General features: G+C 40.1%; 13 protein-coding genes and 1 other RNA gene. All 14 read right to left on the bottom strand.

Annotation, left to right across the window (positions count from 1 at the left end; all coding sequences use genetic code 11):
- Positions 1 to 15: 15 nt before the first annotated feature.
- The 14 genes from ssrA to rpoN all read right to left on the bottom strand — a co-directional run bounded on the left by ssrA (position 16) and on the right by rpoN (position 15156).
- Positions 16 to 381: a transfer-messenger RNA gene (ssrA, locus tag ACHABW_RS19780) on the bottom strand.
- Between the two features lie 152 nt (positions 382 to 533).
- Entirely contained in the window at positions 534 to 1004 is a 471-nt protein-coding gene (smpB, locus tag ACHABW_RS19785) for an SsrA-binding protein SmpB (protein ID WP_435757861.1), read from the bottom strand.
- Positions 1005 to 1149: 145 nt separating this feature from the next.
- Positions 1150 to 3480, bottom strand: coding sequence for a ribonuclease R (gene rnr / locus ACHABW_RS19790; protein ID WP_435757863.1), 2331 nt, complete (start codon positions 3478 to 3480; stop codon positions 1150 to 1152).
- Positions 3481 to 3554: 74 nt separating this feature from the next.
- Positions 3555 to 4301, bottom strand: a complete 747-nt coding sequence (locus ACHABW_RS19795) for an alpha/beta hydrolase (protein ID WP_435757911.1) — start codon at positions 4299 to 4301, stop codon at positions 3555 to 3557.
- A 44-nt stretch (positions 4302 to 4345) separates the two neighbouring features.
- Positions 4346 to 5059 carry an alpha/beta hydrolase gene (locus tag ACHABW_RS19800; protein ID WP_435757865.1) on the bottom strand — a complete coding sequence of 238 codons (714 nt, stop codon included), beginning with the start codon at positions 5057 to 5059 and terminating at the stop codon, positions 4346 to 4348.
- A 370-nt stretch (positions 5060 to 5429) separates the two neighbouring features.
- Positions 5430 to 5660 carry a preprotein translocase subunit SecG gene (gene secG, locus ACHABW_RS19805; RefSeq protein ID WP_435757867.1) on the bottom strand — a complete coding sequence of 77 codons (231 nt, stop codon included), beginning with the start codon at positions 5658 to 5660 and terminating at the stop codon, positions 5430 to 5432.
- 449 nt (positions 5661 to 6109) lie between these two features.
- Positions 6110 to 7393: a phosphopyruvate hydratase gene (gene eno, locus ACHABW_RS19810; protein WP_110938766.1), complete on the bottom strand. Its 1284-nt coding sequence runs from the start codon at positions 7391 to 7393 to the stop codon at positions 6110 to 6112.
- A gap of 187 nt (positions 7394 to 7580) precedes the next feature.
- On the bottom strand, positions 7581 to 9119 hold the full coding sequence (gene gpmI / locus ACHABW_RS19815; protein ID WP_110938765.1) for a 2,3-bisphosphoglycerate-independent phosphoglycerate mutase: 1539 nt from the start codon (positions 9117 to 9119) through the stop codon (positions 7581 to 7583).
- Positions 9112 to 9870, bottom strand: coding sequence for a triose-phosphate isomerase (gene tpiA, locus ACHABW_RS19820; RefSeq protein ID WP_435757870.1), 759 nt, complete (start codon positions 9868 to 9870; stop codon positions 9112 to 9114). Before tpiA ends, gpmI begins: the two co-directional genes overlap by 8 nt.
- 29 nt (positions 9871 to 9899) lie before the next feature.
- On the bottom strand, positions 9900 to 11084 hold the full coding sequence (locus ACHABW_RS19825) for a phosphoglycerate kinase (protein WP_435757872.1): 1185 nt from the start codon (positions 11082 to 11084) through the stop codon (positions 9900 to 9902).
- 123 nt (positions 11085 to 11207) lie between these two features.
- Positions 11208 to 12215: a type I glyceraldehyde-3-phosphate dehydrogenase gene (gap, locus tag ACHABW_RS19830; RefSeq protein ID WP_435757874.1), complete on the bottom strand. Its 1008-nt coding sequence runs from the start codon at positions 12213 to 12215 to the stop codon at positions 11208 to 11210.
- Positions 12216 to 12324: 109 nt separating this feature from the next.
- Positions 12325 to 13344 carry a sugar-binding transcriptional regulator gene (locus ACHABW_RS19835; protein ID WP_435757876.1) on the bottom strand — a complete coding sequence of 340 codons (1020 nt, stop codon included), beginning with the start codon at positions 13342 to 13344 and terminating at the stop codon, positions 12325 to 12327.
- A gap of 204 nt (positions 13345 to 13548) precedes the next feature.
- The gene (locus ACHABW_RS19840) at positions 13549 to 13797 is read right to left on the bottom strand and encodes a glutaredoxin family protein (protein WP_435757878.1); all 249 of its coding nucleotides are present in this window, start codon (positions 13795 to 13797) and stop codon (positions 13549 to 13551) included.
- A gap of 18 nt (positions 13798 to 13815) precedes the next feature.
- On the bottom strand, positions 13816 to 15156 hold the full coding sequence (gene rpoN / locus ACHABW_RS19845; protein ID WP_435757880.1) for an RNA polymerase factor sigma-54: 1341 nt from the start codon (positions 15154 to 15156) through the stop codon (positions 13816 to 13818).
- Between the last annotated feature and the right edge of the window lie 99 nt (positions 15157 to 15255).

The raw sequence follows: 15255 nt of genomic DNA on the forward strand, positions 1-15255 counted from the left end.
CACCAAATATGTATTTGGTGGAGACGGTGGGAATCGAACCCACGTCCAGAGATAACGCAACATAAGCATCTACGAGTGTAGTCAGTTTATTAGCAATTCGCCGTCATTTCAGCCAACTAACAGGCTTCTGTGAGGCTAACCTGATTCATCTCTTCCTATTGCCCTCAGGTGGAGAGCGCCAGGCGTATCCCACTTGAGTGAGTCCCTATTCCTTCACATGGGTGATGAAGGGAGGAACCGCTAACAGGGTTATTACGCCGCTGCTAAAGCGAAATCGTTATCTTGTTTGCCAACTGTAGGCGATGGGCGTTTTATACGAGGACACCCAGCTCGACTCGCCACTTAAGCACGACCTATCCCTGTCGAATCCAGAACGTCCCCCTGTAAGGTGAGAACATCAAGGATATATATAGGAAATGTCCAAACATGCTTTGAACAATCGCTTATATTTATTTTCCTTAACAACAATTCTTATTATAACACATGAGTATGTGTGGTCAACTGGAAAGCTTCGCCACCTCTAAGGAACCTGTCTATTCTCTTCCAAGCTGGTTATCCTTGAAGGCCCGCTGTATTTCACGCTTCGCATCTTTCTGTTTCAAGTCTTCACGCTTGTCGTATTTCTTCTTTCCTTTACCTAGTCCGATTAACACCTTTGCTACACCGTTTTTAATATAAATTTTTAACGGAACGAGAGTATACCCTTTTTGATAGCTCAGTCCAATTAGCGTATTAATTTGTTTACGATGCAACAAAAGCTTGCGCGTCCGGACAGGATCATGATTATACCGATTCCCCTGCTCATAAGGACTAATATGCAAATTATGAAGATAAACTTCTCCTTGCGAAACTCTAGCAAAGGAGTCTTTTAAATTTGCACGTCTGTTTCGAATCGATTTGATTTCCGTGCCAGTCAGTACCATTCCCGCCTCATACGTCTCTTCAATATGAAAATCGTGTCTGGCTTTCTTATTTTGTGCGATGAGTTGTCCTTCTGCTGCCATATTTCCTGCATCCTTTCCCTCTACCTCGTGAACTAATCATACCAAAATTCCCCTGTTGCTTCAATCAGGAGAATAAGAAAAACGGCATAGCCGTCTTTGTAAATAATCAAAGCCCATCTCAATGATGAGCTTTGCCACCTATATGTTACTTCTTTTTCTTCTTACCTCTATTTCGTTTACCCTTTGGTGCATCTTCGTGGAACGCTTTATTCTTTCTCTTTCTCTTACGACCGCTTGTTTTGTCGCCAGTTTTTTTCTCTTCACTCGTAGTTAAGCCACCAAGTCGACGCTTTTTACGGTTACCGCCTTCAATGACTTTTGGACGGTCATTACTTCTTTCTTTACGCTTCTTCATGCCTACAACTTCAAAGTCGATGATGCGTTCTTCGACATTCACATTTGTCACGCGGACTTCCATCTCATCACCTATACGGAACACATTACCTGTGCGCTCTCCGATCATGGCATATTGTTTCTCATCGTAATGGTAATAGTCATCCGTCAAATAGCTGACGTGTACTAGGCCTTCAATCGTGTTTGGCAATTCAACAAACAAACCGAAGTTTGTCACACCACTGATAATTCCTTCGTATTCTTGTCCGATTTTGTCTTCCATATACTGGACTTTCTTCAGCTCATCTGTTTCTCTGGATGCATCTTCTGCACGACGTTCCATTTCAGAGGAGTGCTTCGTAATTTCCGGAAGCTTCTCGTTCCACTTTTCGATCGTCTTATCATCCGTTTTCTTCTCGATCAAATACGTCCGAATTAATCGATGAACAATCAAATCGGGATAACGGCGGATTGGGGACGTAAAATGAGTATAGAAATCCGCGGATAAACCGAAATGACCAATATTTTCTGGATCATATTTTGCTTGCTTCATGGACCGAAGCATGACTGTACTAATCACAGCTTCTTCTGGTTCCCCTTTTACTTGTTGAAGTAACTCTTGTAAAGCTCGAGGGTGAATCGTATTCGACGTTCCTTTAACCATATAACCAAAGTTTGTGATGAACTCCAAAAATTTGTTTAGTTTTTCCTCATCTGGATCTTCGTGAATACGATAGACGAAAGGTACTTTCATCCAATGGAAATGTTCCGCGATTGTTTCGTTCGCCGCAAGCATGAATTCTTCGATAAGACGTTCCGCTACACTTCGCTCACGCATCACAATATCCGTTACAGTACCTTCTTCATCAACCTTGACTCCTGCTTCTTTAAAATCAAAATCGATAGCACCGCGACTGAAACGCTTATTTCTTAAAATTTCAGCTAACTCTTCCATACCCTTGAAAAATGGAATAAGTGACTCATAACGTTTTGAAACTTCTTCATCTTCTTCTAATAGAATTTTACGAACATCTGTATAAGTCATTCGTTCGTTTGTTTTAATGACTGATTCAAAAATGTCGTGATGGACGACTTCGCCTTTTGGTGAAAACTCCATTTCACACGATAAAGTCAACCTGTCTACTTGAGGATTTAGGGAACATATCCCATTGGACAACCGGTGCGGAATCATTGGAATAACACGGTCAACTAAGTAACAGCTTGTTGCTCTCTCATAGGCTTCTTTATCGATCGCCGAACCTTCCTTCACGTAATGAGTCACATCAGCAATATGGACGCCTAATTTATAGTTTCCGTTATCGAGTTTTTTCACTTGAACAGCATCATCCAAGTCTTTTGCATCTGCCCCATCAATGGTAACGATCGTTTCATCGCGCAGGTCACGACGTCCCTCTAAATCTTTAGGATCTATCTCATCCGGTACTCTATCGGCATGATCAATGGCTTCCTGAGGGAATTCACCGGGTAACCCATGTTTATGAATGATCGATAGAATATCCACTCCTGGATCATTTTTATGACCAAGAACCTTCACAACATGTCCTTCTGCGCTCTTTCGATCTTCCGGGTATTTCGTGATTTCTACGAGCACTTTATGACCATCTACAGCCCCTAAAGCTTGATTTTTCGGGATGAAAATATCGTTTGGTATCCGTTTGTCATCGGAAACGACAAAGCCGTAATGTTTATCATCGACATACGTACCTACTGTTTGTGTAACTCCTCGTTCTAAAATACGAATAATCGTTCCTTCTGGACGGGAGCCATTTGATTTTTGCTGCAACCTTACAAGTACTTTATCCTTATTCATTGCTGAGTTCATTTCTGAACCGGAAATATACACATCATCCATGCCTTCTTCTGTTTTCACAAAAGCAAAACCTTTCGCATGCATAATGACATCGCCGCGAATTAAATCCATTTTTTCAGGTAAACCGTAGCGATTCGTTCTCGTACGAACGAGATCACCACTTTCTTCTAATTCATTGAGTATTTTAATAAACTCTTTGTAATCCTGAGAATCCTCCAAACTGAATACAGCCTCTAAATCCTTCGTGGATAAGGGCTTGTCCGACTCAGTTTTCATATAGTGAAGGACGTCTTCCTTTGTTAACTTACTCATTTCAATGTTCTCCTTTCATATGGAGATCACAGTCTAAGCTGCCACGCACCTCTTGAGGGGGAAGAATTTGGAGGTCATTCGTTCCAATCCAATTCTTCCAAAAAAGCGTACACATCTTGATGCAATTGATCTCTTTCCTTGTCTAGTGTGATAATGTGTCCTGATTCTTCATACCATTTAAGTTTTTTCTTATCAGATTCGACCGCATCATGAATAATATTTGCACTATCGGTATTAATCATCTCATCATTGCGTGCTTGGACAACAAAGGTTGGTGCATAAATCATATCTATATTATTACGTACTTCTTTATTTAACTCCTGCAAAGCCTTTAATGTGTCCATCGGAGTTTTTTCGAAATCTTTCATTTCTGCTTCTATTTGTTCTTTTGATTTTTTCTCATACCTTTTATATTTTCTGGCGTATTCTAATACACCTTGATACATGACTTCTTCACTTTTAATATACATAGGGGCACACATGGGAATGATACCCTTCACAGGTAGTGTGTACCCAAGCTTTAAGGAAAATACGCCTCCTAGTGACAATCCTGCAACGGCAATTTCTTCATGCCCGGCCTCTTTTAGGAGATGATAACCGGCGAGTACATCGTCCCACCAATCTTCCGGTCCCGTTTGAACCAACTCCTCTGGTGGAACACCATGTCCCTTCATATGAGGAGCATGAGAGCTATACCCTTTTTTCTCTAAAAATCTTCCAAGCATCCGAACATCCGCAGAATTTCCGGTAAATCCGTGAAGAAGTAAAACGGCACGCTTACCTGCCTCTATTGTAAATGGTTTTGGCTGTGAAATTTTCATCATATGTTTCTTTCTTCCTTTCTTGCTTGAATAGAGTTAATTTATTAATAGATAGTCTCTTCCATTTCCATTTCCTCTTCAAAAAATGATTCTATAGTATCAAGTAGTTCTTGTTTTTGTTCCCCAAACCAGATGTGATGCTTTGCCTCCGGAAAAAAATACAATCGCTTATCTGCAGACTGAATATGATTATAAATATATTGCGCACTTTTCTCTGGGACTAGTCCGTCATTTTCTCCATGTATAATCAGAGTAGGTACCGTTATTTGATCCAGATGATTTCGAAGTTTTCTAACCATCTTTGCAAACTCCAATGTTGCAGACACGGGCGTTCTTTTTACTTTTTCCAGATAAAATTGGTACAGTTCATCTTGATCTAATTCTCCTCGTATCCCTTCTAAAAACCAGCCTTTCACGTCTTGTACAAGTTGTTTAGGATTAATATAATAAACCGCTGAACTTAACAAAACTAGCTTATCGATGGGATAACGTGAAGCTAAATAACTTGCGATGACCCCGCCCATAGAAAAACCGATCACATAGACCTTGTCACACCTGGCCAGAAGTTCTTCCAGAGCTACTTTTGATTTGAAAATCCAATGTTTATAAGTCACCGATTTCATTGATTCCTTAGTTCCATCATGTCCTGGAAGCTCTGGGCAGTATACTAACCAATTTTTCTGTTCAAGGTGTTCGCAAATATCTGCAATCTCATCCCTAGTGCCAGCAAAACCGTGTATGACAAGACACCCAATCATTATGATCACTCCTTGATGAACCTTCTTTCTATATGATATTGACGAACCCCGTCATGCGAAGCTTGTTCGATGCACACCTTTTTACCTATATTCCCAAAAACAAAGGAAAATAATCACATTTTTCTATTTCCCCTGCTATCTAATCAGGAAGGCACCATAGCAGTATATTTTGGTGAAATTAAAATGTAAGCATAGTAACAGCTATGTATTCTTAAACTTATAGTGATAAAGAAGTAGAAAGTAGACCCAGACCTGATTATAACGCGAAGACCCGAGACTACGCAGAGATACAACACGGATTTTTTCCTGACTTTTGAACCTACATACAAAAAGCAGCAGACAAAATGTCCACTGCTTGTACAACTTCTCACTACATGAAAAACGCCACAGATAACGTTAACAAGAAAAACAGAGTACCAAGTACGACGGTTGCCTTAACTAGAACGGCCTCAACACCACGTGCTTTCTGCTTCCCGACTAACTGCTCTGCACCACCAGAAATAGCTCCGGATAATCCTGCGCTTTTTCCTGATTGCAGTAAAACTGCGCAAATTAATAATATTGATACAATTACAAGTAAAATGGATGCAAGTGCTTCCATATGTCCACCTCCAAAACGACATCTAAACCTTTTTAGAATATAACATGAATCCCCTTTTGAATCAAGAACATCGTTAAGATTTACTGTGATACATAAGAAAAACGCGTAGCGTCTTTTCTTAAATACATCGTTATCTTTCGCCACCCCCGAGTAGCACCTACGTAGTGTGTGTAGGTGCTACTCGAAAGGAGGTGGGTTTCCCTTGACACGCGTGGCGTAAAGATAGCTGTAAACTTATAAATTCTTGTAAGAAAAACGGCATAGCCGTCTTTTATTACAATCAGCGTCAGCTTCTGGCGCCCCGATAGCACCTACGAGTGTGTGTAGGTGCTACTCTGGAAAGGAGGTGGGTTTCCCTTGCTACGTACGGCATGAAGGTAGCTGTCATCTTATACTTCCTTTCAAAAAAACCCCGAATCCTACAAAGAGGACTCGGGGTTCATCATCTATTACTTATCTAAATTGTAGAACGCTTTACGTCCAGCATATTGACCGATGAACTGAAGCTCATCTTCAATACGTAGAAGTTGGTTGTACTTCGCTACACGGTCTGTACGTGAAGGAGCACCTGTTTTAATTTGTCCAGCGTTTGTAGCCACTGCAATATCTGCAATTGTGCTGTCTTCTGTTTCACCAGAACGGTGAGAAATGATATTTGTATAACCAGCACGTTTAGCCATTTCGATAGCATCAAAAGTTTCAGTCAATGTACCAATTTGGTTTACTTTGATTAAGATGGAATTACCAATTCCTTCTTTGATTCCTCTAGAAAGTTTCTCAGTGTTTGTAACGAATAAGTCATCCCCAACAAGTTGGACACGATCGCCTAATCTTTCTGTCAACAATTTGAAACCTTCCCAGTCGTTTTCATCAAGACCATCTTCAATCGAGATGATAGGATATTTGTTGCAAAGTTCTTCATAAAAATCAACCATTTCGGCAGATGTTTTCACAACACCTTCACCTTTTAGATGGTATTTACCGTCTTCGTGAATTTCAGAAGCTGCAACATCCATAGCCAATTGAATATCTTCACCTGGCTTATATCCAGCTAATTCTATAGCTTCAATAATTGTAGAAAGAGCCTCTTCATTCGATCCTAGGTTAGGTGCAAATCCACCTTCGTCACCTACTGCAGTATTATAACCTTTACCACTAAGTACTTTTTTAAGATTATGGAAGATCTCAGCACCCATTTGAAGCGCTTGTGAGAAGCTTTCTGCGCCAACTGGCATAATCATGAATTCTTGAATGTCTACGTTATTGTCAGCGTGCTCTCCACCATTAATAATGTTCATCATTGGAGTAGGTAACGTTTTGGCGTTGAATCCTCCAAGGTAAACATACAATGGCAAGCCAAGTGCTTCAGCAGCTGCACGAGCAGTAGCAATAGAAACACCAAGGATCGCGTTAGCTCCTAATTTAGCTTTGTTAGGAGTACCATCAAGTTCGATCATCAACTGGTCAATTCCAAGCTGATCCAATGCGTCAAAACCTACTAGTTCTGGTGCAATAACATCATTCACATTTTCTACTGCTTTTGTAACGCCTTTACCCATCCAAGCGTCTCCGCCGTCACGAAGTTCAACTGCTTCATATTCACCAGTTGAAGCACCACTTGGTACGATAGCTCGTCCAAATGCACCGCTTTCTACATGAACTTCTACCTCTACTGTTGGATTCCCGCGAGAGTCCAATACTTGACGTGCATAAACATCTGTAATTATTGTCATAAACAAAAACACTCCTTATTTTTTGTTGCTGCTATTCACTAATGCTGATACCAGTAAGACCTGTCACTTACGGGCTATTGGACCTAATTTCCGTTGGCTCGTTTCGCTTGTGGTCTAAGATGTGTATCTAGCACTGGGCGATAACAGAGCTTCATTTACATTATTGTAACACCTTTAATCTCTATTATTACCGCTTTATCAATGTTTTACCAGTCATTTCTTTAGGTTGTTCAACTTTAAGTAATTCAAGCAACGTTGGTGCAAGATCTCCAAGTACGCCATCTTTACGAAGCTCTAACTTTTCATCTGTGAGAATAACAGGCACTGGATTGGTAGTATGAGCCGTCATAGGTGTACCTTCATCGGTGATTAAAACATCAGCATTACCGTGATCAGCAGTAATAATCGTTTTTCCACCTTTTTCAGTAATTAAATCAACTACTTTGCCTAGACACTCATCCACAGCTTCGATCGCCTTAATTGTTGGTTCCAACATTCCGGAATGTCCGACCATATCAGGGTTAGCGAAGTTTAAAATAATCAAGTCGTGCTTGTCTTTGTTAATCTCATCTTCAAGTGCTTCCGTGACTTCATACACGCTCATTTCTGGCTTTAAGTCGTAAGTCGCAACTTTCGGTGAATCAATCAATACTCGTTCTTCACCTGGAAATTCTTTTTCGCGTCCACCACTGAAGAAGAATGTGACGTGCGGAAATTTTTCAGTTTCAGCAATTCTTAATTGATTTAAACCTGCATCTGAAACAACTTCTCCAAGAACTTTATCTAGGTTTGTAGGTTCGAAAGCAACAAACCCGTTTACGGATTCACTAAAGTGCGTGAGGCAAACGTAATGAACATTCTTTGGATGACGATCTCCACGTTCAAAATTCGTAAAATCAGGATTTGTAAATACTTGTGACATTTGAATGGCACGATCTGGACGGAAATTAAAGAAAATAACTCCATCGTCATCATTGATCGTTCCAATTGGTGTTGTCTCATCTTCTTCTGTCATCACAGACGGAAGAAGAAATTCATCATTGATTTCACGTTTGTAGGAATCCTCTAAAGCTGCTGCTGCAGTACGGAATTTCAAACCATCGCCATATACCATAGATCGATAGCTTTTTTCCACACGGTCCCAACGCTTGTCTCGGTCCATCGCGTAGTAGCGGCCTTGAATGGTTGCTAAGCGTCCAATGCCAATTTCTTTCATTTTTTCTTCCAGTAATTCAATGTACTTCAAGGCAGATTGAGGGCCTACATCTCGACCATCTAAAAATCCGTGAACGTAAACTTCTTCTACACCTTGGTCTTTTGCTAATTCTAATAAAGCAAATAAATGCTCTATATGGCTATGAATTCCCCCGTCAGAGAGAAGGCCATATAAATGTAGAGCCGTATTTTTTTCATTTACATGTTTCATTGCCTCTCGGAATACGGGGTTCTCAAAGAAATCTCTTTCTTTGATTGACAGGTTAACTCGAGTAAGACTTTGATAGACTACTCTTCCTGCACCAATATTCAAGTGACCTACCTCAGAGTTTCCCATTTGACCTTCTGGTAAACCTACCGCTAATCCACTTGCCTCTAAAGTTGCATGAGGATAGCTGTTCCAGTACCGATCAAAGTTAGGTGTGTTCGCTTGTGCCACGGCATTTCCTGTTGTATCAGCGCGTAGAGCAAAACCGTCGAGAATGATTAATGCTTTAGGTTGCTTACTCATTTCCAGCCTCCACTAATTGAAGATAAGACTGCGCTTCTAGGCTTGCTCCTCCTACAAGGGCGCCATCAATATCGGATTGTGCTAATAATTCATTAATATTAGCTGGTTTTACACTTCCGCCGTACTGAATTCGAACTGCTTCAGATGCATCTGAAGAGAACGTCTCGCTAATAACTTCACGAATAACTCCACAAGTTTCATTTGCATCTTCAGAAGAAGCTGTTTTACCAGTTCCGATAGCCCATATTGGCTCATATGCAACAACTGTTTGTTTCACTTGGTCGTCTGATAAACCTTTAAGACCGCCTTTAACTTGCGTTGTTACAACATCTTTTGTTTTATTTGCATCACGTTGTTCAAGAGTTTCTCCGACACAAACAATAGGAGTTAAACCATGCTTGAAGGCTGCATGAACTTTTTCGTTTACACTTTGATCTGTCTCACCAAATAGTTCACGACGTTCCGAGTGGCCAATAACCACGTACGTAACACCTAAATCTTGAAGAGCAAGAGGGCTTACTTCTCCTGTAAACGCACCATTTTCTTCAGAATGCATGTTTTGAGCAGCTATTTGTACTTCTGTACCTTTTGTTTCTTGTACAAGAGCATCAAGAAATAGATATGGAGCACAAACAACAGAGTCTACCTTTTCGCTTGAAGGAACAAGACCCTTTACTTCTTCTATAAAAGCTAGTGCCTCTGATTTTGTCTTATTCATTTTCCAGTTACCTGCAATAATTGGTTTACGCATGAAAATTCCTCCTTTTTGTTTCGATCGTTTTATTTATCGTTTAAAGCTATAACTCCAGGAAGGTCTTTCCCTTCAATGAATTCAAGGGATGCTCCGCCACCAGTTGAGATATGATCCATTTTATCTGCAAAACCAAACTTCTCAACAGCTGCTGCAGAGTCTCCACCGCCAATAACTGTGTACGTATTATTCGCCTCGGCTAGTGCTTCAGCAACTCCTATTGTTCCTTTGGCAAATTTCTTCAATTCAAATACGCCCATTGGTCCGTTCCAAATCACAAGCTTAGAATCTCTGACAACTTGTTGATACGTTTCTAACGTTTTTGGACCGATATCTAACGCTTCCCAATCAGCTGGGATCTTTTCAATATCAACGATTTGTGTATTAGCTTCTTCGCCGAAGTCATCAGCAATAATAACATCCTGCGGTAAATAGAGATTTACACCGTTTTTCTTAGCTTTATCCATAAATTGTTTAGCTAGATCAATCTTGTCTTCCTCTAGAAGTGATTTTCCGATTTCAAGACCTTGCGCTTTTATAAACGTATAAGCAAGTCCTCCACCGATAATCAAGTTATCAACGATGTCCAAAAGGTTGTCAATAACACCAATTTTATCCTTTACTTTCGCTCCACCGATAATTGCAGTGAACGGTCGCTCAGGATTAGCCATTGCTTTACCTAACACTTCCAACTCTTTTTCCATTAACAGGCCAGCAACTGCAGGAAGGTGCTTGGCAATACCAGCAGTTGAAGCATGGGCTCGGTGTGCAGCTCCAAATGCATCATTTACATAAACATCAGCTAAAGCAGCCATTTCTTTCGCTAACTCAGCATCGTTCTTTTCTTCTCCAGCTTCGAAACGAACGTTTTCGAGTAAAACAATGTCGCCTTCTTCTAAAGACGCTACTGCTTTTTTAGGTTCTTCACCGAACACTGAATCCGTCTTAAGTACTTCTTTGTTCAACAAGTCGCTCAAGCGTTTGGCAACCGGATCTAACCGAAGCTTATCAACAGCTTCTCCGTTTGGTCTGCCAAGGTGACTTGCCAGGATTATTTTTGCTCCTTTGCTGACTAAAAGCTCAATTGTGGGAAGGGCAGCACGAATTCGTGTATCGTCCGTTACCTCTCCGTCATTCATTGGCACGTTAAAGTCTACACGGCAAAATACACGTTTACCTTTTACATCGATATCTCGAATCGATTTCTTGTTCATTGAGGAACGCCTCCTTTTTATTCTATGTCACAATCACAATAATACACTAAAAAGAGGAGGCAGGACACGTTGCCCGCCTCCTCTTTCTAGAAACTGATTAGGATGGAGAAATTTCTTTCAAACTTAGATTCCTTGCTGTGCTACATACTCAACTAAGTTTACTACTTGTGTAGAGTAACCAGTTTCGTTGTCATACCAAGAGATAACTTTTACCATGTTATCTTCCATTACTAATGTTGAAAGACCATCAATTGTTGATGCAAAAGAACTTCCGTTATAGTCACGAGAAACAAGAGGCTCGTCACTGAATGCGAGAATCCCTTTTAATTCACCTTCAGCTGCTTCTTTAAATGCTGCGTTAACTTCTTCCGCAGTAACATTTGTTCCAAGTTCAGCTGTTAGATCTACAAGGGAAACGTTTGGAGTTGGAACTCGAACTGCTCCACCATTAAGTTTTCCTTTTAGTTCAGGAAGTACAAGTGCTACTGCTTTAGCAGCTCCTGTTGAAGTAGGGATAATGTTTTCAGCTGCTGCACGAGCACGACGATAATCTTTATGCGGTAGGTCTAGAATAGACTGATCATTTGTGTATGAGTGAATAGTCGTCATCATTCCGCGCTTAAGCTCGAACTTATCATTTAATACTTTAGCAAATGGTGCTAAACAGTTCGTTGTACACGATGCATTTGAAATCACGTGGTGACTTGCAGCGTCATACTTATCTTCGTTTACACCCATAACGATTGTGATATCTTCGTCTGAAGCAGGTGCAGAAATGATAACTTTTTTAGCTCCAGCTTCAAGGTGCTTAGCTGCTGCTTCGCGTTTTGTGAAAAGACCAGTAGATTCAACAACAATCTCAGCACCGAATTTGCCCCAAGAAAGGTTTGCAGGGTCACGCTCAGCAGTTACATTAATCAATTTTCCATCAACTACTAAATTACCGTCTTTCACTTCAACTGAAACGTCAAGCTTTCCGTGAACGGAATCATACTTCAATAAGTGGGCGAGCATGTTTGCATCCGTTAAATCATTTACTGCCACAACTTCTACATTAGGATTAGCAAGAGCCTGTCTGAATACGACACGTCCAATACGTCCAAAACCGTTAATACCAATTTTTGTTGCCATGATAAAATTCCTCCTTAAGTGTGGTGAAAATTATTTATTTTCAAAGGGATAACCCTTAGAATAACCATATATAACCTATTATCTTCATCAATCTTTTTTAAACATACATTTACTTTAGTATTTCTTTAGCTGCTCCCTCATCAGTGACGAGAACCTCACTTGGACACTGTTTCATGTAAGCTTGGATGGATTGTGCTTTTGATGCGCCTCCAGCTACCGAGATAACATGAGGAATATTTTTTAGATCCTCCAGTTGCAAACCAATAGTCAAAACTTTATGAACGATATCGCCCGATTCATTAAAATAATAGCCGAATGCCTCTGCTACTGCTTTTGTATCCTTAAGATTCCGCAGCACTTCATCGGAAGAATTTCTTCGTTCAGCCATTGTTTGAGCTTCACCAATACCATGTATAACCATTGTAGCGGATTTGATCAGTTTTAAAATCTGCTGAACGGAATCTTCATTAATCAGCGACTCATATGCTTCCTTACTTAACTGATCCGGAACATGCAGCAACCGATAAGACCCCATCGCTTTTCTTGCCATCGTTGCACAAATCGTATTTGCCTGATTTTCAACCTGCTCTCCCAGTCCCCCGCGTGCCGGAACAAAAAGCGCTTCTTTTAAATCAGAATCCGGCACCAGCATTTCAGCTACAGCCGCAATCGATGTTCCTCCAGTAACTGCAAGAATATTCTCTTTAGAAATCATTTTTCTTTTTATCAGCGATACACATGCTCTGCCCATTTCTTGTTGAACCCAAGAGTATTCATCGCTGTTTCCGGGAACAATATGAACTTCCGGAATTCCTAATTTCTTTTGTAAATCTTCTTCCATTGCCCGTGTGTCAAAAACTTCTTTCATGACGTCTTCAAGTTGTCCAAGTAAATTGTTCCCTTCATCGGTCAAGGTCATTCCTGAAGATGCAAAATCAACAAGACCCTGCTCTTTTAGAAACGTTACTTCGCTGCGAAGAATTCGCTCGGACAGTTCTAGATTAGAAGCTAAAGTTCTTCTTCCAATTGGCTGCATGAGTCGAATAAATCTCAAAATGCGATAGCGTTGCCCTAAAACTGTGACTAAATCAGGCAATAATTTTTTCTGCAAATCCAAAAGCACGTTCATACATATTCTCCTTTTTAGCGCACGTTTTAACCGGGACACGTAAAGTCCCTGATAGACATATCGCGTCCCAATAAGGCGAAAAAAAAGACATTCCCTTATGTACAATAGTATAAGCTAACCATAGGCTCACTTATACATTCATTGTATCAAGGAAATGTTTGATAAGCAACTATATTGATGGGAACATTTTCATAATTAATCCCTCTATTTACTAATGTACTTTTCGTAGTTGCTGGAAAGTAATTCGAAGCTGAGTACCCCTTCATCTAATACCGCACCTTCCTTCGTTTCCACGACAGGAATACGAATTTGATACTTTTCTAACCATTCATCATCTGTATATATATCTCTTATGATGATATTAAAATTTTTTTCTTGTTGAAGAATCTCAAGCTGAACTAATCCTTTATCACATAAGGGACATTCTTTTTTCGTATAAAAATAGAGGCTCATATTTATCCCACCCAATTATTAATATCGTTTTCGTTGTGAGGAAGAGGGTATTTGCATCTCTTCTCTATACTTTGCTAGTGTTCTTCTAGAAACATTAATTTGATTATCTTTTTTCAGCAAATCAGAAAGCTTTTGATCCGATAGGGGCTTTTGTTTATTTTCTTCATTTACTAAACGTTTTATATGCGTTTTTACTTTTTCAGAAGAGCTCGATTCACTGGAATCCCGTCCAACAGTGGAAACAAAGAAATACTTCAGCTCATGTAGTCCTCTCGGTGTCTGAACATATTTGTTCGTTGTTGCTCGTGAGACCGTTGACTCATGAACCCCCACTTCTTCTGCAACTGCTTTTAACGTCAAAGGTTTTAGATGAGATGCCCCATAATTAAAAAACTCGAATTGATGATTCACAATAGATTTGGTAACTTTTAAGATCGTTTGCTGCCTTTGCTCTATACTGCGCTTTATCCAGTTGAATTGGTCATACTTCTGTTTCATATAACTTTCTATACCAGTTTGTTTATTTTTAACCATTTGTTCGTAATCGCGATTCATAAATATTTTAGGACCACTCTGTTCATTTAGTCTGACAACATAGTCTTCATTTATTTTCAATACCGTCACATCCGGCACGACATACTTGGGTGTTTCCCGATTAAATTCCGCCCCTGGTTTTGGGTTTAAGGTTTTGATAAAATCGGCAACAAATTGGACGTCCTCAACCGTCACCAACTCTGCTTTGGCTATCTTTTTAAATTGATTTTTTGCCAGAAGCTCAAGATGCCTGCTCACAACTCTTTCCGTTAAGGAGTCTTCCATCCCCATATGTTTCAATTGAATAAGTAAGCATTCTCTCAAGGTCCTTGCCCCGACACCATACGGTTCAAGAGTAAATAACGTTTCCATACCTTTTTCCAACGTCTCCTCTGTGACAAAGGCTTCTTCCATTAGCTCCGCATCAGATTGATGTAAATATCCGTTCTGATCGAGACTAAGGGCTAAGTACATAGCAATCGATCGGGTTTTTCTATCGAGATTAAGCAAACGAATTTGATTTAACAAGTAATCTTGTAAACCTTCTTCGTTTTCTCTTATATGATCAACCGGAGAATAATCATCTTCCCCCTGATATGATGATTTACCATCATAGATTGGTGTGTCGTTCATTTTTTGTCTTGCTACTTCTTCTGTAAAAGTTTGCTCTTTTAACTCGATGAGCGGGTTTTCAAGCTGTTGTTCAAGTAAGTATTCGTTTAGGTCCAAAGCCGAGTATTGCAATATGGTAATGGCTTGACGAAGTTCATTTGTCATAGCAAGTTTCATCGTTTGTTGTTGGAAAAGTCCAAAATCCATACTCATTTCGGAATAGCCCCCTTTCCCCTATTATACATGAAGTATCTTCTGTTGCGCTCAGAAAACAATCCTTTTTACCGCATAGCATTGGACTGATTTTAACTT

The organism is Salipaludibacillus sp. CF4.18 (assembly GCF_051262595.1).
GTDB classification, from domain to species: domain Bacteria; phylum Bacillota; class Bacilli; order Bacillales; family Salisediminibacteriaceae; genus Salipaludibacillus; species Salipaludibacillus neizhouensis.

Excerpts from the sequence above, each read along its gene's own strand:
- gap (WP_435757874.1), bottom strand. The coding sequence starts at position 12,215 with ATGGCAACAAAAATTGGTATTAACGGTTTTGGACGTATTGGACGTGTC.
- tpiA (WP_435757870.1), bottom strand. The coding sequence starts at position 9,870 with ATGCGTAAACCAATTATTGCAGGTAACTGGAAAATGAATAAGACAAAA.
- ACHABW_RS19800 (WP_435757865.1), bottom strand. The coding sequence starts at position 5,059 with ATGATTGGGTGTCTTGTCATACACGGTTTTGCTGGCACTAGGGATGAG.
- ACHABW_RS19825 (WP_435757872.1), bottom strand. The coding sequence starts at position 11,084 with ATGAACAAGAAATCGATTCGAGATATCGATGTAAAAGGTAAACGTGTA.
- rpoN (WP_435757880.1), bottom strand. The coding sequence starts at position 15,156 with ATGAGTATGGATTTTGGACTTTTCCAACAACAAACGATGAAACTTGCT.
- smpB (WP_435757861.1), bottom strand. The coding sequence starts at position 1,004 with ATGGCAGCAGAAGGACAACTCATCGCACAAAATAAGAAAGCCAGACAC.
- ACHABW_RS19840 (WP_435757878.1), bottom strand. The coding sequence starts at position 13,797 with ATGAGCCTCTATTTTTATACGAAAAAAGAATGTCCCTTATGTGATAAA.
- ACHABW_RS19795 (WP_435757911.1), bottom strand. The coding sequence starts at position 4,301 with ATGAAAATTTCACAGCCAAAACCATTTACAATAGAGGCAGGTAAGCGT.
- rnr (WP_435757863.1), bottom strand. The coding sequence starts at position 3,480 with ATGAGTAAGTTAACAAAGGAAGACGTCCTTCACTATATGAAAACTGAG.
- secG (WP_435757867.1), bottom strand. The coding sequence starts at position 5,660 with ATGGAAGCACTTGCATCCATTTTACTTGTAATTGTATCAATATTATTA.
- ACHABW_RS19835 (WP_435757876.1), bottom strand. The coding sequence starts at position 13,344 with ATGAACGTGCTTTTGGATTTGCAGAAAAAATTATTGCCTGATTTAGTC.
- gpmI (WP_110938765.1), bottom strand. The coding sequence starts at position 9,119 with ATGAGTAAGCAACCTAAAGCATTAATCATTCTCGACGGTTTTGCTCTA.
- eno (WP_110938766.1), bottom strand. The coding sequence starts at position 7,393 with ATGACAATAATTACAGATGTTTATGCACGTCAAGTATTGGACTCTCGC.